This is a genomic window from Kurthia sibirica, from assembly GCF_003143975.1.
GTDB lineage: Bacteria > Bacillota > Bacilli > Bacillales_A > Planococcaceae > Kurthia > Kurthia sibirica.
On the sequence record NZ_QFVR01000014.1, the window covers coordinates 1 to 22,539 of the forward strand.

At 37.3% G+C, this 22,539-nt stretch carries 23 protein-coding genes, 8 tRNA genes and 2 pseudogenes; 2 read left to right on the plus strand and 31 right to left on the minus strand.

Translation table 11 applies throughout. From position 1 onward, the window contains the following. Positions 1–152: 152 nt before the first annotated feature. From DEX24_RS10680 to acpS, 23 genes and pseudogenes are all read right to left on the minus strand, one after another. Positions 153–226: transfer RNA gene (locus DEX24_RS10680), tRNA-Gly, on the minus strand. Between the two features lie 24 nt (positions 227–250). After that, positions 251–327 (minus strand) — tRNA-Arg (locus tag DEX24_RS10685). 22 nt (positions 328–349) lie between these two features. After that, positions 350–435: transfer RNA gene (locus DEX24_RS10690), tRNA-Leu, on the minus strand. Between the two features lie 71 nt (positions 436–506). Continuing rightward, positions 507–582 (minus strand) — tRNA-Lys (locus DEX24_RS10695). 14 nt (positions 583–596) lie between these two features. Further along, a tRNA-Gln gene (locus tag DEX24_RS10700) sits at positions 597–671 on the minus strand. 15 nt (positions 672–686) lie between these two features. Continuing rightward, positions 687–763 (minus strand) — tRNA-Asp (locus tag DEX24_RS10705). A 19-nt stretch (positions 764–782) separates the two neighbouring features. Next, a tRNA-Glu gene (locus DEX24_RS10710) sits at positions 783–857 on the minus strand. A 5-nt stretch (positions 858–862) separates the two neighbouring features. Next, positions 863–936, minus strand: a tRNA-Asn gene (locus tag DEX24_RS10715). Positions 937–1,030: 94 nt separating this feature from the next. After that, on the minus strand, positions 1,031–1,468 hold the full coding sequence (locus DEX24_RS10720; RefSeq protein WP_109306426.1) for a SprT family protein: 438 nt from the start codon (positions 1,466–1,468) through the stop codon (positions 1,031–1,033). 274 nt (positions 1,469–1,742) lie between these two features. Then, positions 1,743–3,908 carry a Tex family protein gene (locus DEX24_RS10725; protein WP_109306427.1) on the minus strand — a complete coding sequence of 722 codons (2,166 nt, stop codon included), beginning with the start codon at positions 3,906–3,908 and terminating at the stop codon, positions 1,743–1,745. A 65-nt stretch (positions 3,909–3,973) separates the two neighbouring features. Further along, the gene (locus tag DEX24_RS10730) at positions 3,974–4,573 is read right to left on the minus strand and encodes a SpoIIE family protein phosphatase (protein ID WP_109306428.1); all 600 of its coding nucleotides are present in this window, start codon (positions 4,571–4,573) and stop codon (positions 3,974–3,976) included. A gap of 3 nt (positions 4,574–4,576) precedes the next feature. Further along, the gene (gene sigB / locus DEX24_RS10735; RefSeq protein WP_109306429.1) at positions 4,577–5,356 is read right to left on the minus strand and encodes an RNA polymerase sigma factor SigB; all 780 of its coding nucleotides are present in this window, start codon (positions 5,354–5,356) and stop codon (positions 4,577–4,579) included. Further along, positions 5,334–5,804, minus strand: coding sequence for an anti-sigma B factor RsbW (rsbW, locus tag DEX24_RS10740; protein WP_109306430.1), 471 nt, complete (start codon positions 5,802–5,804; stop codon positions 5,334–5,336). Before rsbW ends, sigB begins: the two co-directional genes overlap by 23 nt. After that, positions 5,791–6,132, minus strand: a complete 342-nt coding sequence (locus DEX24_RS10745) for an STAS domain-containing protein (RefSeq protein WP_109306503.1) — start codon at positions 6,130–6,132, stop codon at positions 5,791–5,793. Before DEX24_RS10745 ends, rsbW begins: the two co-directional genes overlap by 14 nt. Positions 6,133–6,197: 65 nt before the next feature. Next, positions 6,198–6,407, minus strand: a complete 210-nt coding sequence (locus tag DEX24_RS17770; RefSeq protein ID WP_346215037.1) for a SpoIIE family protein phosphatase — start codon at positions 6,405–6,407, stop codon at positions 6,198–6,200. A gap of 11 nt (positions 6,408–6,418) precedes the next feature. Further along, complete coding sequence (locus DEX24_RS10750) at positions 6,419–7,213, minus strand: PP2C family protein-serine/threonine phosphatase (RefSeq protein ID WP_346215039.1); 795 nt, start codon at positions 7,211–7,213, stop codon at positions 6,419–6,421. Positions 7,214–7,216: 3 nt separating this feature from the next. Further along, complete coding sequence (locus DEX24_RS10755) at positions 7,217–7,627, minus strand: anti-sigma regulatory factor (protein ID WP_109306431.1); 411 nt, start codon at positions 7,625–7,627, stop codon at positions 7,217–7,219. A 4-nt stretch (positions 7,628–7,631) separates the two neighbouring features. Beyond that, the gene (locus tag DEX24_RS10760) at positions 7,632–7,994 is read right to left on the minus strand and encodes an STAS domain-containing protein (RefSeq protein ID WP_109306432.1); all 363 of its coding nucleotides are present in this window, start codon (positions 7,992–7,994) and stop codon (positions 7,632–7,634) included. Between the two features lie 2 nt (positions 7,995–7,996). Further along, a complete protein-coding gene (locus DEX24_RS10765; protein WP_109306433.1) occupies positions 7,997–8,806 on the minus strand; it encodes an STAS domain-containing protein in 810 nt (269 codons plus the stop codon). Positions 8,807–9,027: 221 nt separating this feature from the next. Then, positions 9,028–9,377: pseudogene (locus DEX24_RS10770) on the minus strand (type II toxin-antitoxin system PemK/MazF family toxin). Between the two features lie 4 nt (positions 9,378–9,381). Then, positions 9,382–9,626 (minus strand): annotated as a pseudogene (locus tag DEX24_RS17830) (transcriptional regulator). Positions 9,627–9,837: 211 nt separating this feature from the next. Next, the gene (gene alr, locus DEX24_RS10780; protein WP_109306434.1) at positions 9,838–10,962 is read right to left on the minus strand and encodes an alanine racemase; all 1,125 of its coding nucleotides are present in this window, start codon (positions 10,960–10,962) and stop codon (positions 9,838–9,840) included. A 122-nt stretch (positions 10,963–11,084) separates the two neighbouring features. Then, the gene (acpS, locus tag DEX24_RS10785) at positions 11,085–11,450 is read right to left on the minus strand and encodes a holo-ACP synthase (RefSeq protein WP_109306435.1); all 366 of its coding nucleotides are present in this window, start codon (positions 11,448–11,450) and stop codon (positions 11,085–11,087) included. A 69-nt stretch (positions 11,451–11,519) separates the two neighbouring features. On the opposite strand from acpS, the gene DEX24_RS10790 reads away from it, so the two are divergent. After that, positions 11,520–12,146: a rhomboid family intramembrane serine protease gene (locus tag DEX24_RS10790; RefSeq protein ID WP_109306436.1), complete on the plus strand. Its 627-nt coding sequence runs from the start codon at positions 11,520–11,522 to the stop codon at positions 12,144–12,146. 41 nt (positions 12,147–12,187) lie between these two features. On the opposite strand, the gene DEX24_RS10795 is transcribed toward DEX24_RS10790, so the two are convergent. From DEX24_RS10795 to DEX24_RS10825, 7 genes are all read right to left on the minus strand, one after another. Then, positions 12,188–13,657 (minus strand): PH domain-containing protein, encoded by a 1,470-nt coding sequence (locus DEX24_RS10795; protein WP_170112915.1) that lies wholly within the window; start codon positions 13,655–13,657, stop codon positions 12,188–12,190. Beyond that, positions 13,650–14,129 carry a PH domain-containing protein gene (locus tag DEX24_RS10800; protein WP_109306438.1) on the minus strand — a complete coding sequence of 160 codons (480 nt, stop codon included), beginning with the start codon at positions 14,127–14,129 and terminating at the stop codon, positions 13,650–13,652. Before DEX24_RS10800 ends, DEX24_RS10795 begins: the two co-directional genes overlap by 8 nt. A gap of 183 nt (positions 14,130–14,312) precedes the next feature. After that, complete coding sequence (cshA, locus tag DEX24_RS10805; RefSeq protein WP_109306439.1) at positions 14,313–15,950, minus strand: degradosome RNA helicase CshA; 1,638 nt, start codon at positions 15,948–15,950, stop codon at positions 14,313–14,315. 318 nt (positions 15,951–16,268) lie between these two features. After that, positions 16,269–16,985 (minus strand): alpha/beta hydrolase, encoded by a 717-nt coding sequence (locus tag DEX24_RS10810; RefSeq protein ID WP_109306440.1) that lies wholly within the window; start codon positions 16,983–16,985, stop codon positions 16,269–16,271. A 61-nt stretch (positions 16,986–17,046) separates the two neighbouring features. Further along, positions 17,047–18,414 carry a UDP-N-acetylmuramoyl-tripeptide--D-alanyl-D-alanine ligase gene (locus tag DEX24_RS10815; protein WP_109306441.1) on the minus strand — a complete coding sequence of 456 codons (1,368 nt, stop codon included), beginning with the start codon at positions 18,412–18,414 and terminating at the stop codon, positions 17,047–17,049. A gap of 15 nt (positions 18,415–18,429) precedes the next feature. Next, positions 18,430–19,497, minus strand: coding sequence for a D-alanine--D-alanine ligase (locus tag DEX24_RS10820; RefSeq protein ID WP_109306442.1), 1,068 nt, complete (start codon positions 19,495–19,497; stop codon positions 18,430–18,432). Between the two features lie 289 nt (positions 19,498–19,786). Continuing rightward, positions 19,787–20,560: a hypothetical protein gene (locus DEX24_RS10825; RefSeq protein ID WP_307725562.1), complete on the minus strand. Its 774-nt coding sequence runs from the start codon at positions 20,558–20,560 to the stop codon at positions 19,787–19,789. 232 nt (positions 20,561–20,792) lie between these two features. On the opposite strand from DEX24_RS10825, the gene DEX24_RS10830 reads away from it, so the two are divergent. Next, positions 20,793–21,962, plus strand: a complete 1,170-nt coding sequence (locus tag DEX24_RS10830) for an FtsW/RodA/SpoVE family cell cycle protein (protein WP_109306443.1) — start codon at positions 20,793–20,795, stop codon at positions 21,960–21,962. 202 nt (positions 21,963–22,164) lie between these two features. Here DEX24_RS10830 and DEX24_RS17215 read toward each other — a convergent pair whose 3' ends face one another. Next, a complete protein-coding gene (locus DEX24_RS17215) occupies positions 22,165–22,302 on the minus strand; it encodes an Lmo0850 family protein (RefSeq protein WP_170112916.1) in 138 nt (45 codons plus the stop codon). Between the last annotated feature and the right edge of the window lie 237 nt (positions 22,303–22,539).

A 22,539-nucleotide genomic window follows, 5' to 3' on the forward strand; every position in this document is an offset into this window, starting at 1 on the left:
TAAAAGTGTTTGAAAGCTCATTTGCTTTGCTAGCGTTATCTTTCGATAACGACATTCTACGAATAGAATGTCTTCGTTTGCTTACGCACTAATTAAAGTTTGTAAGACTTTATATTGATTAACTTCATTGCTTGTTTAGTTTTCAAAGTTCATGGAGCGGGTGAAGGGAATCGAACCCTCATCATCAGCTTGGAAGGCTGAGGTTTTACCACTAAACTACACCCGCATTATTATGTTTAAAAAGATTTTATGGTGCGCCCAGAAGAAGTCGAATCTCCAACCTTCTGATTCGTAGTCAGATGCTCTATCCAATTGAGCTATGGGCGCATATTATAATTGAAAAATATTTTGGTGCGGTCGAGAGGACTTGAACCTCCACCGATTTTACTCGACTAGGCCCTCAACCTAGCGCGTCTGCCATTCCGCCACGGCCGCACTTTACTTAACGAATACTTTATTAGTATAGCATCCTTAAAATTGTTTGTCAACAACTTTTTTAAATAAAATGGTGAGTCATGTAGGATTCGAACCTACGACCCTCTGATTAAAAGTCAGATGCTCTACCAACTGAGCTAATGACTCGTGGGAAATAAAAATGGCTGGGGAACCTGGATTCGAACCAGGGCATGACGGAATCAAAATCCGTTGCCTTACCGCTTGGCTATACCCCAATATTAAATTAAAACTGGCGGTCTGGACGGGACTCGAACCCGCGACCTCCTGCGTGACAGGCAGGCATTCTAACCAGCTGAACTACCAGACCAGTATGAAGCATATAAAAATGGTGACCCCTACGGGATTCGAACCCGTGTTACCGCCGTGAAAGGGCGGTGTCTTAACCGCTTGACCAAGGGGCCAGAAACTCCGTTGACAGGACTCGAACCTGTGACCCTCTGATTAACAGTCAGATGCTGCTACCAACTGAGCTACAACGGAATAATTATGATGTCTAAGATGTTTGATCACCTTGTCGACTTTTACTATTATAGAGAGGTTTTATTAAAACGTCAATAGTTTTTCTACAAAAACTTTAATCTTTTTTCAATATACGTCCTGAACACTTGCCACAACTGTATTTCTCCGTATTTACCTTTCTCTTTCTTTGATAAATCAAATGGCATTTTTCGCATTCATAGCGATAATAAGTTACTGTTTGTAAAGATGAACAGTGACGAGGTGAACCGCTCCTTTTTAGCAGCTCTTTGAAATCTTTATCGCTATGTCTATAACCTTTTCCTTCTATATGTAAATGATAATGACAAAGTTCATGTTTGATGATGCCAATCAGTTCCTCCATACCAAAATGATTATAATGGGCCCGATTAATATCAATGTTATGTGTGCGCAATAAATAGCGACCACCTGTTGTTTTCAATCGACTATTAAAATAGGCCAAATGATTAAACGGTTTATAAAAGTATTCTATTGATATAGCTTTTGTTATATCAGTAAGTTCTTCATCTGTCATTTAGATCCCCTCTTTCTGCTATTTTATTCACTTCTTTCTATCTTACTATAAAATAAAAAGAGCCTGGGACAGAACAAAATTAGTATGTCTCCCATACGAATCATCAAATCAATTGAACGCACAGAAAACCCCACACGAGGCGTTTGAAGCTATGTCCGCGGAAAGCGTTTTTCGAAGCGAAAATGGATTGAAATGAATAATCCCGTATGATTTCGAAAAATCATACGGGATTTTCTCTGTTGAAAACACGTTTGTCTCAGGCTTACAAGACCATTTATTTTGTTGATTCCGTTGTCTTTTCTAACATCGTTAATGCAATTCTTCCTTTTTGGGCATCAATTTGATCTACCCACACTGTAACAATATCACCTAACGCTACTACATCTAATGGATGTTTAACAAATCCTTTTTTTAATTTTGAAATATGAACAAGACCGTCTTGCTTTACGCCAATATCAACAAATGCACCAAAATCAACAACATTTCGCACAGTACCCTGTAGTTCCATTCCTATTTGAAGATCTTCCATTTTCAAAACATCTTTTTTAAGCAATGGTTGTGGAAATGCGTCACGTGGATCACGCATCGGTTTCATCAGCATGTCCAAAACATCTTTGATGGTAATTTCACCGACTGCATTATCAGCCGCTAGCTCTGCAATTGTCAGAGATGCCAACGCCTCTTCTGCTTTTTTCGTGCCAATATCTGCTGTTTTTAAAGATACCTGTTGTAAAATATTTTTTGCTAACGTATAGCTTTCCGGATGAATACCTGTTCCATCTAATGGATTCTTCGCATTGGTGATACGTAAAAAACCAATTGCTTGTTCATATGTTTTTGCACCCAATCTCGGAATTTTTTTCAACTGTGTTCTTGCGGTAAAACGCCCATTTTCACTACGCAAATTGACGATATTCTCCGCCACTGTTTTTGATAAGCCCGATACATGTTGTAATAAAGACGATGATGCTGTATTTACATCAACACCTACTTGGTTAACTGCCGTTTCTACGACAAAATCTAATGAAGCGATTAATTTTTTCTGTGTGACATCATGCTGATATTGTCCTACACCGACAGCTTTTGGTTCGATTTTCACTAATTCTGCTAATGGATCTTGAAGGCGGCGTGCAATTGAAACAGCACTACGTTGTTCCACTTGAAGGTCGGGAAATTCATCACGTGCCACTTCAGATGCTGAGTACACACTTGCCCCCGCCTCATTTACGATGACATAAGCTGCTTTGCTAGCACTGTCTTTTAATGTTTCTGCCACGAAGGTTTCCGATTCACGCGATGCCGTACCATTGCCTATCGCAATAATATCGATTGGATAGTCTTGTAAAATTTTCAAAAATACTTCCTTCGCTGCTTCTAGTTTTGCTTTTGGTGGATGTGGATAAATCACTGAGATTTCAAGTAATTTCCCCGTATCATCCACGACAGCTAGTTTACAACCTGTTCTATATGCTGGATCGAGACCAAGTACATACTTACCTTTTAAAGGTGGCTGAAGAAGAAGATTTTTTAAATTTTCAGAGAAAATATGAATAGCCTGATTTTCGGCTTTTTCTGTTAATTCACCACGAATTTCACGTTCAATCGATGGTTCTATAAGTCGTTTATAACTATCAATAATGGTTGATTCTAAATAACTTGCACTCGGTGATTGACTAGTAACAATCCATTTTTGGCGCATCACTTGATGAATACGATCAACTGGCGTTGTAATCGTTACTTTTAAAATATCTTCTTTTTCACCACGATTTATCGCCAAGATACGGTGCGGAACAATCTTCAATACCGGTTCCTCATAATCATAGTACATTTCAAAAACAGATTTCTCATCATCTTGCTGTTTTTTGACAACCGTCGTTATCTTTGCTTGTTGCCAAGTGATTTTACGGATTTGATCACGCATTGTCGGTTCATCTGCATAACGCTCTGCAATAATATCACTTGCTCCTTGCAATGCTTCTTCAGCACCTGTTACTTCTCCACTTACATATTTTTGCGCTTCTGCTAGCGGATCATCTTTATGTAGAGCTGTTAACCAATCTGCTAAAGGTTCTAACCCCTTTGCTTTTGCAACAGTTGCTTTTGTTTTACGTTTTTGTTTGTATGGGCGATATAAATCTTCAACTTTTTTTAATACAGTTGCTGCCATAATAGCCTTTTGTAAATCTTCCGTGAGTTTTTCTTGTTCATCAATTAGTCGGATCACTTCTGTTTTCCGTTGCTCGAGTTGTTGAATATAATGATGACGATCTTCAATATCTTTTATTTGTACTTCATCTAGCGAACCAGTTACTTCCTTACGATAACGTGCAATGAAAGGCACTGTGTTCCCTTCATCTAATAATTCAATTACTTGCTTCACTTGATTAGGTCTGATTGCCAATTCTGTTGCAATCATTTTTAATACCTGCTGTTGTTCCAATGTAAATGCCCCCTTTTACTACTATTCCCAGTTTACCATTCACCAATAAAAAAAGCCCATTCTGCTTAGAATAGGCGCCCAGCAATAAAACTTGCATCGTCATTTTGAAGTTTTAAATTTGTGGATTGTCCATATTGAAACTTAATGAATTCTTCCTCTGAGAAAAGAGTACCCGCTTCTATTATTTCTATACCATCTGTATGTAGTATAAATGAATCGCCTGAATAATATTCAACCGCCTGAATAAAAAAGCCTTGCTCTACGCCTGATAAATAACCTACAGTACGCCTTGGATAAATAATCTTTTTAGGCAACTGTCTAAAAATCTTACAAGTAATGTTTCCGATGCTAGAAAACTCAATTATTTGCTGTTGAAAACGAATACGTATTACCGCTGCTACAGCACCTCTTTTCCCTAGCATCCGAGCATTACTTCTTTGTAGAATATCATCCAAACCACATGTCGGGTCCCGTTCCAATTCTTCAGTAACAATTTTGGCGGAAACATTGGCTTCAATGCCACTACCCAAACCATCTACTAATACCGCAACAAAACTATCGTCAGTTAGAACTATACTAAATGCATCGCCGCTCACAGCGGCATTGTTTTTGGCATGTAATAGTGTTGTATATTGTATGAAATCATTTCTGCCATCTTTTTTCATATTCTATACACCTCCAGATGAAATAATCGCTTGTTGGAGTTTTTTGATGGCCTTTCTCTGAAGTCTTGATACATGCATTTGAGAAATACCTAATTTCTCCCCTGCTTCTTTTTGACTGAGTTGTTCTAAATACGTGAGTTGAATAATTTGTTTCTCTCGTTCAGATAACACACTCATAGCATCCGCAACAATCATACGACGATTTGTTTTCTCATACTCCTCATCATCGCGGCCGACAACATCAAATAATGTTACCGTGCTACCATCTGAGTCAGATTCGATGGAATGGTCCATTGATAAGGCTTGGTAGCTACGACCCATTTCCATCGCTTCTAAAATTTCTTCTTCACTTACTTCTAAATGTGCTGCTATTTCTGCTACAAGCGGCGAGCGCTGAAGCTCTGTCGTTAATAGTTCAACCGTCGCTTTTATACGCGGTCCCAACTCTTTGATACGTCGTGGAACATGCACATCCCACGTTTTATCACGTAAAAAGCGTTTAATTTCACCAATAATTGTCGGTACAGCAAACGCTTCAAAACTACGACCAAAAGAAGGGTCAAAACGTCGAATAGCCCCGAGTAAGCCAAGCATACCCACTTGCACAATATCATCGTGGTATGAACGCCCATTTGAATATTTACGTGCAATTGACTCTACTAAATATTGATAATGTAATACTAGGTTTGTTTGAGCCTCATCATCGGCAGTATCTTGATATTGTTGAATCCATTCAAATACCTGTTCCTTTGAAGCAGACCTAGAAGGTGTCCGTTTCCACATACTCCTTCACCTGCTCTCGTGCAACGTATTTTGTCATGAAAACTGTTACACCATTATCATTTAAAACTTTAACTTCATCCATTAAGCTTTCGATTAAAAATAAGCCGAGCCCTCCCTCACGAATAAATTCAGCATTTGTATTTTCATCGTAAGGTCCAACCTGTTCTTTCACTTCTTCAAAATCAAAACTTTTACCGTAATCAGCTACCATAATTTCTAGTTTATCTGAATACACCGCACAGCCAACTACCACTTCCCCAAGATCTCCCTCAGAATAAGCATGTTGAATGGCATTTGTAATCGCTTCACTTGAAGCAATTTTTAAATCTTCAATATCATCATATGAAAATCCTAAACGGTTTGCTAATCCTGAAATAGCAAGTCGAGCTATTCCAACATATTGTGTTTTTGAAGGTACTCGCATTTCAAAGTAGTCAAATTCTTTCATGATCGCCCACAGCTCCTTCTTTCTCTATATGGATTACACCACTCAGACCTGTGATATCAAAAAGTCGTTGTAACCGTTGAGATAAACCAGATAATACTAATTTCGCTTCATTTGCAGTGATATTTTTATAAAACGCTACAATCACACCTAAACCCGTACTGTCCATATAACTTACTTCAGACAGATTCAACTCTACTAATAAACCTTTGTTGATATCTACCGCTAATAATTGTTCTTTAAGGCTCGGTGCAGTAAAAGCATCGACTTCCCCACTAACTGTTCCTACTACTTTATTTGCATCTGAATTTACATCTATCTTAAAGTTCATATTTAGCACCCCAATTTTTTTACAATCTTTATTACTATTTACCTTTTTCCAGCGACTTTCAAACATCAATCTTCCTTTTTCAATACGACAAACGTTAAATCATCTGATAGCTTATTGAAATGAGATAATTTTTCAATTTCATGAAAAATAGCTTCTGCTAATTGCTGCGGTTTTTTTTCTTTATGCTTATAAATTAGATCCGTCAATTCGGATTTTTCCATGAAGCGGTCATCTACTCTACATTCTGTCACACCATCTGTCACAATAATAATCATATCGTCTTTTTCTAATACAATGTTTTTTCTAAGTTATGGACATCTGGTAAAACACCTAATAACAAGCCTTCTGATTCTAACTCGATGAAGATTTCTTCCTTTGCTTTGTAGAGTAAAGCAGGCTCATGCCCAGCCGAAGCATAGGTAAAAATCGATTGCGCCACATCATAGCGTCCATAAAACATCGAAATAAACATATTGTCATCCACTGTTTTTTCGACGATGCGATTGAGCACATCCAATGCATACGAAGGGCTGATACTTGGCTGCCCTAAAGTATCTAAACCATTTTTGACCATCGACATACAAAGAGCTGCCGGTATCCCTTTACCGACTACATCTGCAACGCCAACACCAACAAAGCGTTTGCCATCCCCTTGAAAATAAACATAATCACCATTCATTTTTCGTGCAGGGATCGATATGCTACCAATAGCTAAGCCGTCAATTGTTGGGATGGTTGTTTTCAACATCGTTTTTTGGACATTGGCAGCTAGTTCCAATTCATGATCCATTTCCTCTTGATTTTTCAAAAGAATTTTATGTTCACGTAGTGCTAAACCATATTGAATCATAAATTCTGTTAAAAAATCCAGCGCATTGCGCATATCATCAGTAAATTCATTTCCAAAAGAATAAATTTCTTCTAAAGAATCTTTATGGATACTGATTACTTCCTCAGGTGTAATATTTTTTTGTACGAGTCTGCGACTAAAATTTTGCCCTAAATATAAATTTCGTTCTGTTTGATATTTTAAATATTGACCGAGGAGCATCGAATATTGTTTTTTAATTTCATTAGTCACGCCCTAATCACTTCCCAACCGGAGCCATTTTATTATGCTAACGACCGTACCTTCATTGACGATCGTATTGATATCAAATTCATCCATTAATCTTCTAACTCCTGGCAAGCCTGCTCCAAGACCTTGTGAAGTTGAATAACCATCTTGCATAACAAGTCGTATATCTTGAATACCGGGTCCCTTATCTTCTGCTGTAATTTTTATACCGACTAGATCATTGAGTTTTAACTCTTCGATCACAATCGTACCTCCATCAGCATATAGATAGATATTACGTGCCAGTTCGCTGATTGCTGTTGTAATTCTCGCTTGATCGACCGCACCAAAACCAATGTCTTTTGCTTTATTGCGTCCGAGTTGGCGTGCTTCAACAATATCCCACTCGGTGAGTATGTTCACTGAAGAATCTACCATTTCGCTACGCCCCCAATTCTCGTTGGAGTTTTTCCAACCCGCTCTCTAAATCTAAGGCTGAAATAACATTGTCTAAATAAATCCCTAACTCAACTAATGTAATCGCTATGCTCGGCTGAATACCTGTCACTGCTACTTTTGCACCCATTAAAGATGTCATTCGAACAATATCACCCAATATCCTTGCGATATAAGAATCGATACATTCAATTGACGTTAAATCTATGACTACACCTCTCGCTGATGTTTCATGTATCCTTCTCAATAAATCCTGTTGAAATTGTAAAGCTGTTGGATCATCTAAATCACGTTGAATAGACACGATCAGAAAATCATTTAACTTTAAAATTGGTATCGCCGTATCCATTATCATAGCACCTCACTAATTCTACGATTCGTTTGTTCTAAAGATTTTTCCACGCCTTCTTGCAGTGTTCCAAGCGTCCTAATATTTTTCAAATCTACACCAAGTGTTACAAAGGTTTGGGCAATTTCAGGGCTAAACCCTACGAGTATACATTGCCCACCTACGATATGTATCGCTCGGATCATATGCACGATATGCTGTGCAACATTTGAATCAACAAACGGCACACCTGTGATATCCAATAGAATAATTTCTGCCTTGTATACGATCACGCCATTTAAAACGTTCTCCATCATCTGTTTCGAGCGTTCACTATCAATTGTTCCGATAATTGGTACGATAATAATACGATCAAAGACCGGCATAATCGGTGTGGATAGTTCTTGCAAAGCTTTTCTTTGATTATGGATGGTCGCTAAATGCTTATCTTCCATCATTTGAATATAACTAAACAATACATCTGTTTTTGCTTGTTTGATTTGTTGTTGGAGATACTCTTTGTCTTTTGGCGTTAATAGTGTATCTTGTTGTAGAATATCATATGTACTTGCTTCATAAATTTCAACCAAAGACATCATTAACGTTGTTTTTTTATTAATCGATACTAACTCTGTAGCTAATTGCACTCTATTTTGATGCTTGTGTAAAAATCCTTGCATGACGACATGTAATCTTACTAACATCGATTTTGTAATCTCATGTTGGATTTTACTACTAAAAAGTTCTGTAATAGTTTGTCGTAATAAATACGTCCATCTGTCATGTATCTTACTGTTGTTGTCGTTTAAGAACTTTATTAATGTAGTTTCCAATATAAAAGCCCTCCTAATGCATTTCTACTAATAATTGTATATTAAAGTGGCAGAAAATTCACTTTTAAGCTCACTAAAAACAGGGACTATTTCATTTCCCCACTAAAAAGGATTAATCATACTATAAAGTCATTATATTACACTATCTGTACTATTACCTTTTTTAGCAAAATAAAAACACCAGATATAAAAATTCTGATGTTTAAAAGTATGTATGCTTTTTAAAATTTAAGAAGACCTAAGCTAATTTCCAAAGCTTCTTCCACTTTTTCCATTAAAGGTGCATCCAGTTGTGTAATTTTATCTGTGAGCCTCGACTTATCAATTGTCCGTAATTGCTCGAGTAAAATAACAGAATCTCTTTCAAAACCATATTTCTTTGCATTTATTTCGACATGAGTTGGTAACTTTGCTTTTTGAATTTGCGCTGTTATTGCCGCAATAATCACCGTCGGGCTAAAGCGGTTGCCGATATCATTTTGGATTACCAAAACTGGTCGAGTACCGCCCTGTTCAGACCCTACAACTGGTGATAAGTCAGCAAAAAAACGTCTCCACGTTTTACGTTCAAATTGTCATCCTCCGCAAACGAGTCGCTCCACCATATAATCAGCTTCATATTCCAAATGTAAACATTCGCTGCATATACTTAAGTTGATCTGAGACATCTCCTCATATCCCTTAACCATCGCTTCTCGCATATCATTTTTTGGTCGATTTTCTTAAATCTCTTTGTTGAAACGTATAAGTTCTCTTCATTTCTAGACACGATTTGTTGATAAGCTTGTTCAATTTTGTCGTTGAACAAACTTGCTGGCATTTGTAGAATGGCTTCTTTTACGTTTTTTTGCACCACAGCTCACACCTCCAAAAAAAGTTCTATATTTCTCTAACGTATACACTAATTAACCCCATATTACCATTCAGAACTTAGAAAGGGAAGATTTTTTAGAAGTATTGCGCTATTTAAATATAAATTTTTCAGAAAGTTAGTACAAATAACGTATTATAACATGTCGAAAAAACGATTATTACGGACGATAAACCCTTGCTATTCTTGCTGTAAGCATACATGGTATTTCATAGACAATCGTCTGAAGCTTATCTGCCCATTCCTGCATAAGTATTTCATCATTTTGCTGTTTACCTATGAGAATGACCTCTTCACCAACTGTCATCTTTTTAGGAAGTTTGATCATCGTTTGGTCCATACAAACCTTACCGATAATCTTCACTCTTTGACCACCTATCAATACATCTTGCCCACTTAAAGCTCTTCTTAAACCATCAGCATATCCAATCGGCAATGTCCCAATCCATTCTTCCTCTTCAACAGCATGGTACGCTGCCCCATAACCAACGGATTCTCCACGCTTTATTCGTTTCACATGCACGAGCTGTGTAGCTAGCGTCATGGCTGGTGTAAGTGCGAAAGGTAAATGTTGTTCTACATAAGGAGACGGCGCTAATCCATACATTGAGATGCCAAAACGCACAGCATCAAATTGGACATTTTCTTTGACCAATGACGCGGCTGTATTTGCAGCATGAACAATTCGCGGTTTCGTAGGTAAACTAGCTACGAGTTGCATAAAAATCTCTTTTTGCTGGATATAATATGCTGTATCTTCATCATCTGCAGTAGCAAAATGGGTGAAGATGCCATCAATATCAAAAAGAGTTGATTGTTCTACTATACTGGCTAGTTTTTGAAGCTCCAACTCTGTCCGAACACCAATGCGTCCCATGCCACTATCCACTTTAAGATGAACGAGCACTCGCTCAGTTAATTCTTCATAGCTACGCTGTGCTTCTTCTATCCATTCCGCCGAAAATACAGTCAATGTAATATGATATTTCGCTGCGTACGGTACAAATCCAACTGGAACTGCCCCTAAGATCAAAATTGGTACATCTTGTATAGCCTCTCGAATATGTAACGCTTCTTCTGGTGTAGCAACCGCAAGAGTCGTAGCCCCAGCTTGCAACGCTGCTTTAGATACTTCAACATCGCCATGCCCGTATGCATTCGCTTTCACGACCGCTATTATATCGACATTTGTATGCAAATGTTGACGTAATTTTGCTATGTTTTTTCGAATGGCATCCAAATCGATGCGTGCTTGTGTTGGTCTGAAATAACTGATTCCTGTCATGTTTAGTCCCTCTTTTTTCTAAGTCTTTACCTACTATTATAAACTTCATTAGTGGGCGAGCAAACATGATCTCAAGTTATTCCGCATAAAAATCTACGTATATAATCTTTACCCCATCTTTGCTAAATTAATCCTGTTTCTAATAAAACAACTTGTGCTGCTGCATATTCTTTTGAATGTGTAATACTTACAAAACCGTTTACTCTTACTTTTTTAAAATATAAAATGGGTTGTCCGTTTTCATTTGGCAATACTTCTATGTCCTGGAGTTTACAATGACGCCCCAAACCTGTACCATTTGCTTTTGAATAGGCTTCCTTTGCTGAGAAACGACCAGCTAAAAACTCTAATTGTCGACGTGTTTTTAACTCCTTAAATAAAGCTAACTCACGTGGTGTTAGTATACGTTCTTTAAATTTATCGCTCATATCATTTGCTTTTCGTATCCTTGAAATTTCTATGATATCTAAACCAATACCCTTAATCATCTTGTTTTCTCCTTTCCTTCTGTTCTGCGTTGCATGTATAATATTCATATTACACGATGAGGTGAATTTATGTTTAATCGACAAGAAAATCTTTCGCAATATATTCGCTATTACCCCGTTATTTCTATTTTAATAGGCATTAACTTAATCGTCTATCTACTTGGGCTTATACCTAGTATAGAAGCGCGTATTTTTTATTATGGTATTGCTTCAAATTTAATGATTGACCAAGGGGAATACTGGCGATTAATTACCGCTGTTTTTATTCACGCGGGCTTTATGCATCTACTGTTTAATATGTTTGCCCTCTACGTCTTCGGGCCAGAGTTGGAAAAAATAGCAGGTAAAATGCGCTTTTTCACTATTTATATCGTTTCTGGTATTTTAGGCAATGTCATCACCTATGCTACGCAACCTCTCGACTATAATTCAGTTGGAGCCAGCGGTGCAATTTTCGGTATTTTTGGAGCATATGTCGCACTTGTTTATTATACGAGAAAAATCATGCCACAATTACGACAATATATTTTACCAATCGTTGTGATTTCAGTCGTCATGACATTTCTCCAACCAAATGTAAATGTCACTGCACATATTACAGGCTTACTAGTTGGTATGATTTTAGGATTTTTAAACTTTCATCCTAAAAATATAGCGAGATGGCAGAAAAAACAACGTGATAAATCATCTTCATAATTTAAAAAACGGCACGAATCAATTACTGATTCGGCCGTTTTTTAATGGTTTGGTTTATACCATGCCATTATTTCTTCGATCTCATGTAAATCAAAATGTTTGGCGTATGCCTGTTCACCAGAATTACCTGACATGACATGCACAACTGCGGATGCAATATCTTTACGCTCTGCAAAAAAACTTTGTTTTTGCGTGATTGATTGTATTCTTTTTTTCTCCGTTATAAATGTATGCTTACTAAACAAACGATAAATCATTGTCAGTTGATAACCATTTATTGAAAAAGCAGCTGTTTTATACTGCCAATAAGTTAGCAACAATACGGGTGGAATGACTACGCAACTGAATAGACCTATTGGATAAAAATAAATACTACAGAGGACTATCGGTATAGCAAAATAATACTGTGGTTTTAATAAGTAACGTAACAAAGACTTGCGCGGTGCTTTGATATAATTTTGTTGTAAATTATATTGCGGGAATAGCTGCGCTAATACTTTTATTGCAGTGCTTTTTTTTACGAATGGTAGCAGTACTGTTTTGTCTTCATTGCTTTCACCTGAACCACCCGCACTTATTAATACGACACGACAATAACCAAAGATTTGACGAATTGGATTTTCAATAATCGTAATTCCTTGAATCCGGTTCATCGGAACAGTAAGGCGTTTTTTCTCTAATAACCCCTTTGAAATAAAGAGTTTATTGTCTTCTTCAATTACTTGAAAACCATAATTAGCGAAGTATGAAATAGCAATTGCCACGAACCAGGATACCAAAACAACCGCTAATACAATGAGAACAATAAATAAAACACCAAACTTAATCAAATTTTGCATTTCACCATAAATCTCTTCATATGGAATGATTTCATTAAATTGTGTAGCTATCGCTGCAATTGCAGAAAACAATATCCCCATGCTACTTGATGTAGATGCTAATAAAATTAGCTCCTTATTGCTCACTTTATAAATAACTGTCTTTTCTATTTGATTTTCAGTAAGCGGCTCTTTATTATTTTCAATTGTTTGCTGTTTCGCAATTTCCATTTGGTATTCGATTTCTTCCGCTTGCTGACGACTCACGGCCGTTAACTCTGCTTCAGCATCCTTTTGATCACTCGCCGTTTCAACGGTTACGCTGACTAATTTTAATGGCCGGTGAAAGATACTTTCTTTATAATTTAGACTTTGAATTCTTTCAAAGGGAATATAGCGTTTCTTTGTGATGACTAAACCATACTCAACCCGCAATTCTCCGTCTTCAAACCAATAAACAAATTTCCGCCAACGTATGATCGCCAATGAAATAACACTGATTATGATGAGCAGTCCGACACCTATAAAAATTAATGTTGAGTAATAGTTTTCATTAGTCGGATTTAAGCTATATTCAAACCCACGCCCTACTAATATAATCACCAATGGGATAATCATCGATTTAATCGTTTTTATCAGATTCACAACGATTGATACCGGGTGTAATCTTTGTATATTTCGCTGTTCAGACATCATCTTCAGCCACCCTCGCTAGCCTTGATATACGAGCGCGTAACTCATCCGCTTCTTCTATGCGCAAAGCTGGGATCATATGGATGGTAGCTGCTGTCGAAACGGACATGATGGCTAAATTATAGCGTTTTAAAATAGGACCTTGAACTGTTTCAACATGTTGCACTCTTACCATGGGGACAAGTGTTCTTTCAACAACGAACAAGCCCGATTGAATTTCTATTTCCTCTTCTCTTACTTCATAACGCCAGCGATTCCAACGAATTTTTGGGAATAAATAAATAGTAAGAAATGAATTAACAATCCAAATACCCAATAAAGTATATTGAATCCAACTATAAAAATCAAAAAAATAAGTTAAGACAAAAACAGCGATTACGACTATTAAAAATATGAATGCATTAATCATAGCTTGAATGCGCCAAACTTTTAAACCAGCTGGATCAATTTGATTTTTTAATTCTGTATACATATATTCTCCCTCCTCACACTATAGATGTATTATTTTCCCTCTTAATACTATACGAAAACTACCTCAAAGAGTTTCATCTGTCCAAAAAATTCTCAAAATAGATTTTGAGTGACTTAGATTACAACAAAAAAACGCCCGAATGATAAACATTCGGGCGTTTTGAAATTACTATTTGGTTGCAGATTAGTCTTCGCTTGAACGACGACGACGTTCTCCGCCGCCACCTTCACGACGACGACGATCTCCACCGCCACCTTCGCGACGTTGGCTAGATGAACGGTCTGATGATGAAGCTGGACGACGATCTGATGATGAAGGACGACGATCTGATGAACCTTCACGACGTTCTCCACCACGGCTTGCGCCTGAAGTAGAAGGACGACGATCACGACTTCCGCCACCTGAACGGCTTGCACCGCCTGAACGATTGCCGCCACGGTATCCGCCGCCACCTGAACGATTGCCACCACGGCCACCGCCGCCGCCATGTCCACCACGTGATGGAAGAGGACGTTCTTCAGAAATTTTCACTGGAGAATCATCTGGCTCTTTAGTTAATGTTTTAAGTGCTGCTGCTACTAAATCAACAGCATCAAGTTTAGATAATAGCTCTTCAGCCATTACACGGTACTCGCTTGGAGTCGTTTTAGCAACTAAAGCTTCTAATTGTTCAACAGCAACTTGTTGTTGTCCAACTAAAGCTTCACTAGCTGTAGGCGGCTCTAAAGGAGTCATGCGTTTTTTAGTAGTTTCTTCAACAATACGTAAGTAACCCATTTCGCGTGGTGTTACAAATGTGATTGCTTTACCTTTTCTTCCGGCACGACCAGTACGGCCGATACGGTGAACATAGCTTTCAGGATCTTGAGGAATATCAAAGTTGTAAACATGTGTTACGCCTGAGATATCAAGACCACGAGCAGCTACATCAGTAGCGATCAGGATGTCAATTTTGTTTTCTTTGAACTGACGTAAAACTGATAGACGTTTAGCTTGGCTAAGGTCACCATGAATACCTTCAGCGTTATATCCACGAACAGTTAGTGCTTGAGAAAGCTCATCTACACGGCGTTTAGTACGACCGAATACGATAGCTAATTCTGGAGCGTGAACGTTTAATAAACGATCTAAGATATCAAATTTTTCGCGTTCTTGTGCTTTTACGAAGAATTGTTCGATGTTGTCAACAGTTAAAGCTTTTGCTTTAATTGAAACACTCTCAGGGTTGTGCATGAATTTATCCGCAATTTTACGGATAGCAGGAGGCATAGTTGCTGAGAATAATAGAGTTTGACGTTCGTCTGGAACATTCTCTAAAATCGTGTTGATATCTTCGATGAAGCCCATGTTAAGCATTTCATCCGCTTCGTCTAATACTAACGTTTGAACGTTTTCTAGTTTAAGCGTACGACGTTTAATATGGTCTAAAATACGTCCTGGAGTACCTACGATTACTTGTGGTCCATTTTTAAGAGCACGGATTTGGCGGCTAATATCTTGACCACCGTAAACTGTAAGAACGCGAGCGCGTTTGTTGTAACCGATTTTTTGAATTTCTTCAGAACATTGGATAGCAAGTTCGCGAGTTGGTGCGATTACTAACGCTTGTACTGATTGATTCTTTGTATCGATTTTTTCTACTAATGGAACACCAAAAGCTACTGTTTTACCAGTACCAGTTTGTGCTTGTCCAATAATATCTTTACCTTCTAATGCAAGAGGAATAGTACCTGCTTGGATTGGTGTTGCTGTTTCGAAACCCATTTTTTCAAGGGATTTCATTGTTGTTTCGCTAATATTTAGTTCTGAAAAATTTGTCAAAAAATTCATTCTCCTTTTTCGTGTTTGAATTTGACAAATGGTTACATATTCAAATGAAAATAGGGCAAATCGAGCCTCATGTTAGGAATAATCCTTAACTATTATATCTCTGAAGAAACAGAGTAACTTTAGATAAAATAAAGCCCGGTCTTTGCCGAGCGGTTCAATTCTACTGCTTGCTTATTATAACGGGTCATAGAATCGACCGTAATGTTCAAAAAAAAGTACTCCCCATCTTCTAGGAGAGCCTTCAAATAAAATGTATCCATTGCTTTCAATATTCTAACACGCTATAGTCCCGTATGCAATAAATAACATTCAGGCATAATATTCTGTTTTTTTATACTCATTACAAATAAATCGGTGAACCTCTTGAAACCACGCACTTCTGTCGTCGCTATAGCATATATGATGGTATCCATTTTTAGAGAAATATATTTCTTTTTTCTTCGTTCCAAGCTCATTATATAAAAAATCCGCCGTCTTTTTTGGTACAATCCCATCTTTTTCACCTTGTACAATAAACACCGGTATATCAATTTTTTGTAAATAAGGTGTCACTACATGTACAATATCTAAAAATTGTAATAAAGATGGCAATGTAACACTGCGCCACTTATATGCATAGCTTTTAACTAATTTGACATTTTCATCGTCACGATTCTTTTTTCGTACAAGCTCAGCTGCCGCTAATAATAACTGCCGTGGTGCAATATATTTTGCCGAGGCACTTAATAGAACCAATTTCTCTACTGGATAGCGTAAGGCTAAATACATGGCCAACATACCACCCATAGAAAAACCGACGACGATTACTTTATCAACCTTCGATTGCAGCTGCCGATATGCGTTCTCAACATCGCGTAGCCAATGCTGTGATGTGACACCACGCAATCTCAACTCGGTACCGTGGCCAGTTAATGTTGGTACTGATACAATCCATTGCGGCTCTTTTTCTTGAAGATACTCTACGATGGGCATCACTTCTAAAGTGTTTCCCGTGAAGCCATGAATATACAGTACACCTATTTGCACTTGATTCACCTCCATTAAAAAACCAGCTCATTGGTATATACCCAATTTGCTGGTTTTTTAATTAGATAAATCGCTGTGCTATTTTTTCTAATGCCATACCACGTGAACCCTTCAATAAAATAATAGATTGATCGCTAGCAAATGTCTCTATTTTATCGATAATCGGTGTATAATCATCTGCACTCCAGATACTATCTATATGAGGATAGCGTCGCTGTAATTCTTCATAAAGTACTTTCATACGTGGACCAAACAGACAAATATACGTAGCATCTTCAGCCGTAATCGCTGTCGCTAAATCACGATGATAGGCCATTTCATCTTCTCCGAGCTCTAACATATCACCTAGTATTAGCCATTTTTCGGGACGTAGTGTAGTTGTCTTCATAAATTCCAGTGCTGCTCTTACCGAAGTAGGGGCAGCATTATATGCATCATTGATGAATAGTATATTGCGTTGTCCATTTACTAATTGCATACGCATATTCGTTAATGAAACATTTTTTAGAGCTGTTTTAATCTCTAGTATTGACATCCCTACCGCATGTGCAATACCGATTGCTGCCAATGTGTTTTTTACTTGATGATTGCCGAGTACTTGAATGCTAAACGTCTCATCCACTAGACCATGTACATCAAAGCGACTACCAGTCGTTTCTCCGATAATCGTATCCGCAAATAAATCATTCCTTGCACCAAAGCCAAATGACACAGTTTTCAAACTAGGCGTTTGTGCCACTAAATCTTGTAGCAATGGCTCGTCACCATCATAAAATAACACACCATCTTTTTGAAGACCTTTGATAATTTCGAATTTAGCGGTTGCGATCCCTGCTCTTGTTCCGAGCGCTTCCATATGTGCTTCGCCTATATTTGTAATAATGGCATAATGAGGTTTCGCTAAAGTCGTTAATAATTCGATTTGCCCGAAACCATCCATCCCCATCTCTACTATTGCAAAATCAACATCTTCATCAAATGATAAAATAGTTAAAGGTAGACCCAATTGATTATTGAAATTACCTTCTGTTTTTTGCACTTTGTACTTAGCAGATAAAGTACCCGCTACTAAATCCTTCGTTGATGTTTTACCATTTGAACCCGTTATGCCGATAAATGTCGCGCGTAATTCATCGCGGTAAGCCGCTGCCATTTGTTGTAACGCTTGCTCTGCATCTTCTACATAAATGACTGGAAAATCTGCTGGAGCGCCCTCCTCACCTCGTTGCCAAAGTGTGGCACTTGCACCCGCCTCAATTGCTTGGGCAATATAGTGATGTCCATTGGTTTGTTCACCTTTAAAAGGAATGAATAAGTCGCCCTTTTGCAGCGTTCTCGTGTTGATTGAAATACCTGTAATAAGCGGGTTTGTTACAAGTTGTTGTTCCACTTGCAACCATGTCATGATTTCTTGTACTGTCTTTTTCATTAAAAGTTGGCCACCTTATTTAAAATGAAGTTGTTGTTTTTCTTCAAAGCGTTCTATCGCTAAATTGATTAGTTCTTCTATTAAATCTGAATAAGCTAAACCCGTATTTCCCCATAAAATCGGGTACATGCTCATCGGTGTAAAACCTGGTAGCGTGTTCACTTCGTTGATTAATACTTCTTCATCTGCTGTCACAAAGAAATCTGCACGTACTAAACCGCTACCATCCAATACTTTAAACGCACGAATAGCCATATCACTCATCGTCGAAATGACCTCTGCAGACACAGGTGCTGGGATCAATAACTCGGTGTTACCATCTTGATATTTAGATTCATAATCATAGAAATCTGTCGTCGCTTTAATTTGGCCAGGGACAGATACTTTTGGTTCATCATTGCCTAATACCGCCATTTCAACTTCATCGCCTACTACGCCTGTTTCTACAATTACTTTACGATCATATTTGAAAGCGACCGTTACTGCTTCGATTAATTCTTCCTTTGTAGATGCTTTACTAACGCCAACGCTTGAGCCTAGATTAGCTGGTTTTACATACATTGGAAACGTTAGTTTTGATGTCATTTCGTCCAGCAATTCCTGCTGATTTGCTTGCCATTCTTTGCGAATAAAATAGACAAATGGTACTTGGTTTAATCCAGCAATTTCAAATAATTGCTTCATGACAACCTTATCCATACCTGCAGATGAAGCAAGTACGCCACAACCTACATACGGAATATTAAGTACTTCCAATAATCCTTGTACCGTTCCATCTTCACCATATGTACCATGTAAGAGAGGGAATACTGCATCAAATGGCTGTTCTTTTTGAGCCATTAAAAAACTGGAAATATCGTGATGTTGACCATCTTTTCCGATATTAAATTGCAACGCTTCAATCGATTTAGCTGGCTCTGTTAATACAGCCCCTTTAATCCATTCACCTTGACGTGTAATGAAGACTGGTACGATGTCATATTTGTCGTAATTTAATGCTTCCGTTACCGCCTTAGCGCTTGATAATGAAACTTCATGCTCTGCCGATTGGCCACCATATAATAAACCTAATTTTTTCTTCATTTTCATTCCTCCATATTCAATTTCATCATCTTCGAGCTTCATAAAAAATCTTTGAATTTATTTGGACTATTCATATTAGAAAAAGGTTGCAAAAAACCACTTAACTTCCTATACCCAGTTTACAAACTTTCAAAATAACATATATATAATAGCACTGTACATAACGTTTGGCGTAAAAAACAAAGAACTTCTATTACTTTTTCTTGAAAATAGATTATTTCCAACATGACAACGCAAAAAGATGTCGGCTCGAAGATAGACGAACGGACATCTTTTTATACTATTTGATTTATTTTTTCACCGTTGCTTCAACGAGTACATTCGGTTGACGTTTTAAAATCGTATTCAAGTCATCCCAAATTTCTTCCGGGAAATTAATTTCAGGCACATCACGCAATTCAAGCATATAGGATACTTTTGGTTTTTCTACTCGGTAGACGGATAATAAAACACCATCATTAAAAATTTCACGTACTTCATCATAGTTTTTAAAATTAAATGCCAGTGTTGAACTCGTTGGTTTACGACGCCAAAATGAGGCAGCGCGCTCCTTAGCTTGTACAATATTATTAAAATACGTCATCACCAATTCATTGACATCATTTAACTCTCTAAAATACACCTTCGTTACCCTGTCATCTTTTTTCTCTAAATAGACAAAACGATTTTGTAGTTGATGATAAAACGGCGTACGTATCGGTTCATTTTTATGCCCGATATATAACAGCTCAGCTTGCTCTTGCGGCGTTAATAAGTTCAATTTTTTTTCTTCTGAAAAATCAATCCAACATAAATCGCCTTTTTTATCGCTCATTACTTTTGAAAATTTAGTCAGATCTGATTCCTCTACAAACGCAAGTCGCGTATGCATATTAAAAGAGCCGTCTTCATTTTCATTATCATTTTTTAATAGCAATAAATTCTCAAGCTGATCGACTGAAGAAACAAATTCTTGGAATGTTAATCCACTAAAAATAACAAATTGGTTCAGTTCATTCATATGAACATATAGATGCTTAATAAAATCGTCGGCATTGCGCATTTTTTTCGACAAGTCGATCACCTCTTTTCATAACCTTATTATATGTTTAATTACCGAAATTTGAAACATTTGTGTTTCGTTTTCGTCACATCTTTGTTAAGAAGCGTGATACAATGAATATCGCAATACTAATAATGAATTCCCTTTGAAAATAAAGTATTTTATTGTTTAAAAAACCCATTTAGTGGAACTTCATAAGGGTTACATATATTTCATCACGTAGTATTTAGTTTACAATGTTAGGGGTTTTGTTATGAAAATAAAAGTAGATGGTAAAATCATTGCCATCCTAGTCATACTTTGCATTATTAGTTGTACGTTTATTTATACAGCAGTTGACGGTTCTACTCAATACGACAATCCAAAAAGTTATATCGTGAAGCAAGCTGCATTTTTCTTACTTGGTTTATTTATGATGATTGTGTTGTCACAAATTGATATTAGTAAATTTAAAAATATTGCTTGGGGCGTCTATATTTTCATTTTCGCAGCACTGCTATTTTTAATCGTTGCACCTGAAAGTATCGCACGACCTATTAATAAAGCAAAATCTTGGTTCCAACTACCAGGCATCGGTACATTCCAGCCTTCTGAGTTTATGAAGTTTGCCTTCGTCATTTTGACAGCTCATATTATCGTCAAGCATACGGAACGCTACCCAATAAAATCAATTAAAATGGATTTTTTATTAATCGGTAAAATTTTATTACTCGTTTTACCTCCGACATTAATCGTTTATAGACAACCTGATACCGGCATGATCATGCTTTATTTCGCTATGATTTTCCCCATGTTGTTCTTTTCAAAAATATCAAAAAAAATATTACTTCCTGTCTTGGCTTTACCCGTTTCAATTGTGGCAGTCATCGCATATATCTACATCTTTATGAATGACTTTTTCCAAAAAAATATTCTAACTCTATTATCAGGTCACCAACAGTCACGTATTCGTGGTTGGTTAGATCCATTTAACTACGGTGACTCCGCCTACCAAACGATGAAAGGAATATTGGCTATCGGCTCTGGCCAAGAAACAGGTAAAGGTCTCGGCAATAACAATGTTTATATTCCGGAAAAGCATACCGATTTCATCTTTTCAAATATTGCAGAAGAAATTGGCTTTGTAGGCGCATCATTTGTCTTAGTTATTCTATTCCTCTTGATTTTCCGTTTCGTCCAAATATCTTTAGCCAACAAATCTCAGTACACTACATTGATTACGGCTGGGATTATTAGCTTGCTAACATTCCAAGTTTTCCAAAATGTTGGTATGACTATGGGGCTATTACCTGTTACAGGTGTTACATTACCATTTCTCAGCTATGGTGGTAGTTCACTGCTATCCAATCTGCTACTCGTCGGCATTATGGGCGCTATCCAAAACGAAAATGGCGATTATATGTTTACCACAAAAGACGATTAACACCTCTACCTATAAACCAAAGGCTATGAAATCACGCAGTGATTTCATAGCCTTTTTTGGTGAGGCTTGACGTTACAGCTCTACCTATAACCTATGAAAAACAAAAAAACAGCATTCGAATAATTTCAAATGCTGTAGGCCATATCATCTATTTATGTAGGTTCTAGCTTAAAACACTTCGGTAATCCGAAGTATTCATCGGCTAGTTATGTGTTTGCGGACTGCTTTTTGGTGGTGCGAGTGCTTTAAGTAATTCTAAGCGAGACTTTGTCGCTGTTGCCTTCACACCAATTTTAGCTAAATTAGAAATGATTTTTGTTACATCTACTTCTCTCTTCATACTTTCACACCTTTACTTTTTATTGGACGTTTATTGGCAAAAATATGTTGCTTCTACAAAACAGCATTGCTAGTTTTTTTCATACCTATCATACCATTTTTCATTGGCGAATTGTTTATCAATTTTATAACATTTTATGAATTTTACATTACTGTTACATTTCTTTGTCGACAACAAGCTATTCGCATGCCTTCATACAAGGCGGTTATATGTATACGTTTTCTTTTGGATCATCGC

Bases quoted from the DNA above. Each gene is read 5' to 3' on its own strand.
- DEX24_RS10720 (WP_109306426.1), bottom strand. From the start codon at position 1,468: ATGACAGATGAAGAACTTACTGATATAACAAAAGCTATATCAATAGAA.
- DEX24_RS10730 (WP_109306428.1), bottom strand. From the start codon at position 4,573: ATGAAAAAAGATGGCAGAAATGATTTCATACAATATACAACACTATTA.
- sigB (WP_109306429.1), bottom strand. From the start codon at position 5,356: ATGTGGAAACGGACACCTTCTAGGTCTGCTTCAAAGGAACAGGTATTT.
- rsbW (WP_109306430.1), bottom strand. From the start codon at position 5,804: ATGAAAGAATTTGACTACTTTGAAATGCGAGTACCTTCAAAAACACAA.
- DEX24_RS10745 (WP_109306503.1), bottom strand. From the start codon at position 6,132: ATGAACTTTAAGATAGATGTAAATTCAGATGCAAATAAAGTAGTAGGA.
- DEX24_RS17770 (WP_346215037.1), bottom strand. From the start codon at position 6,407: ATGATTATTATTGTGACAGATGGTGTGACAGAATGTAGAGTAGATGAC.
- DEX24_RS10755 (WP_109306431.1), bottom strand. From the start codon at position 7,627: ATGGTAGATTCTTCAGTGAACATACTCACCGAGTGGGATATTGTTGAA.
- DEX24_RS10760 (WP_109306432.1), bottom strand. From the start codon at position 7,994: ATGGATACGGCGATACCAATTTTAAAGTTAAATGATTTTCTGATCGTG.
- alr (WP_109306434.1), bottom strand. From the start codon at position 10,962: ATGACAGGAATCAGTTATTTCAGACCAACACAAGCACGCATCGATTTG.
- acpS (WP_109306435.1), bottom strand. From the start codon at position 11,450: ATGATTAAGGGTATTGGTTTAGATATCATAGAAATTTCAAGGATACGA.
- DEX24_RS10790 (WP_109306436.1), top strand. From the start codon at position 11,520: ATGTTTAATCGACAAGAAAATCTTTCGCAATATATTCGCTATTACCCC.
- DEX24_RS10795 (WP_170112915.1), bottom strand. From the start codon at position 13,657: ATGTCTGAACAGCGAAATATACAAAGATTACACCCGGTATCAATCGTT.
- DEX24_RS10800 (WP_109306438.1), bottom strand. From the start codon at position 14,129: ATGTATACAGAATTAAAAAATCAAATTGATCCAGCTGGTTTAAAAGTT.
- DEX24_RS10815 (WP_109306441.1), bottom strand. From the start codon at position 18,414: ATGAAAAAGACAGTACAAGAAATCATGACATGGTTGCAAGTGGAACAA.
- DEX24_RS10820 (WP_109306442.1), bottom strand. From the start codon at position 19,497: ATGAAGAAAAAATTAGGTTTATTATATGGTGGCCAATCGGCAGAGCAT.
- DEX24_RS10830 (WP_109306443.1), top strand. From the start codon at position 20,793: ATGAAAATAAAAGTAGATGGTAAAATCATTGCCATCCTAGTCATACTT.
- DEX24_RS17215 (WP_170112916.1), bottom strand. From the start codon at position 22,302: ATGAAGAGAGAAGTAGATGTAACAAAAATCATTTCTAATTTAGCTAAA.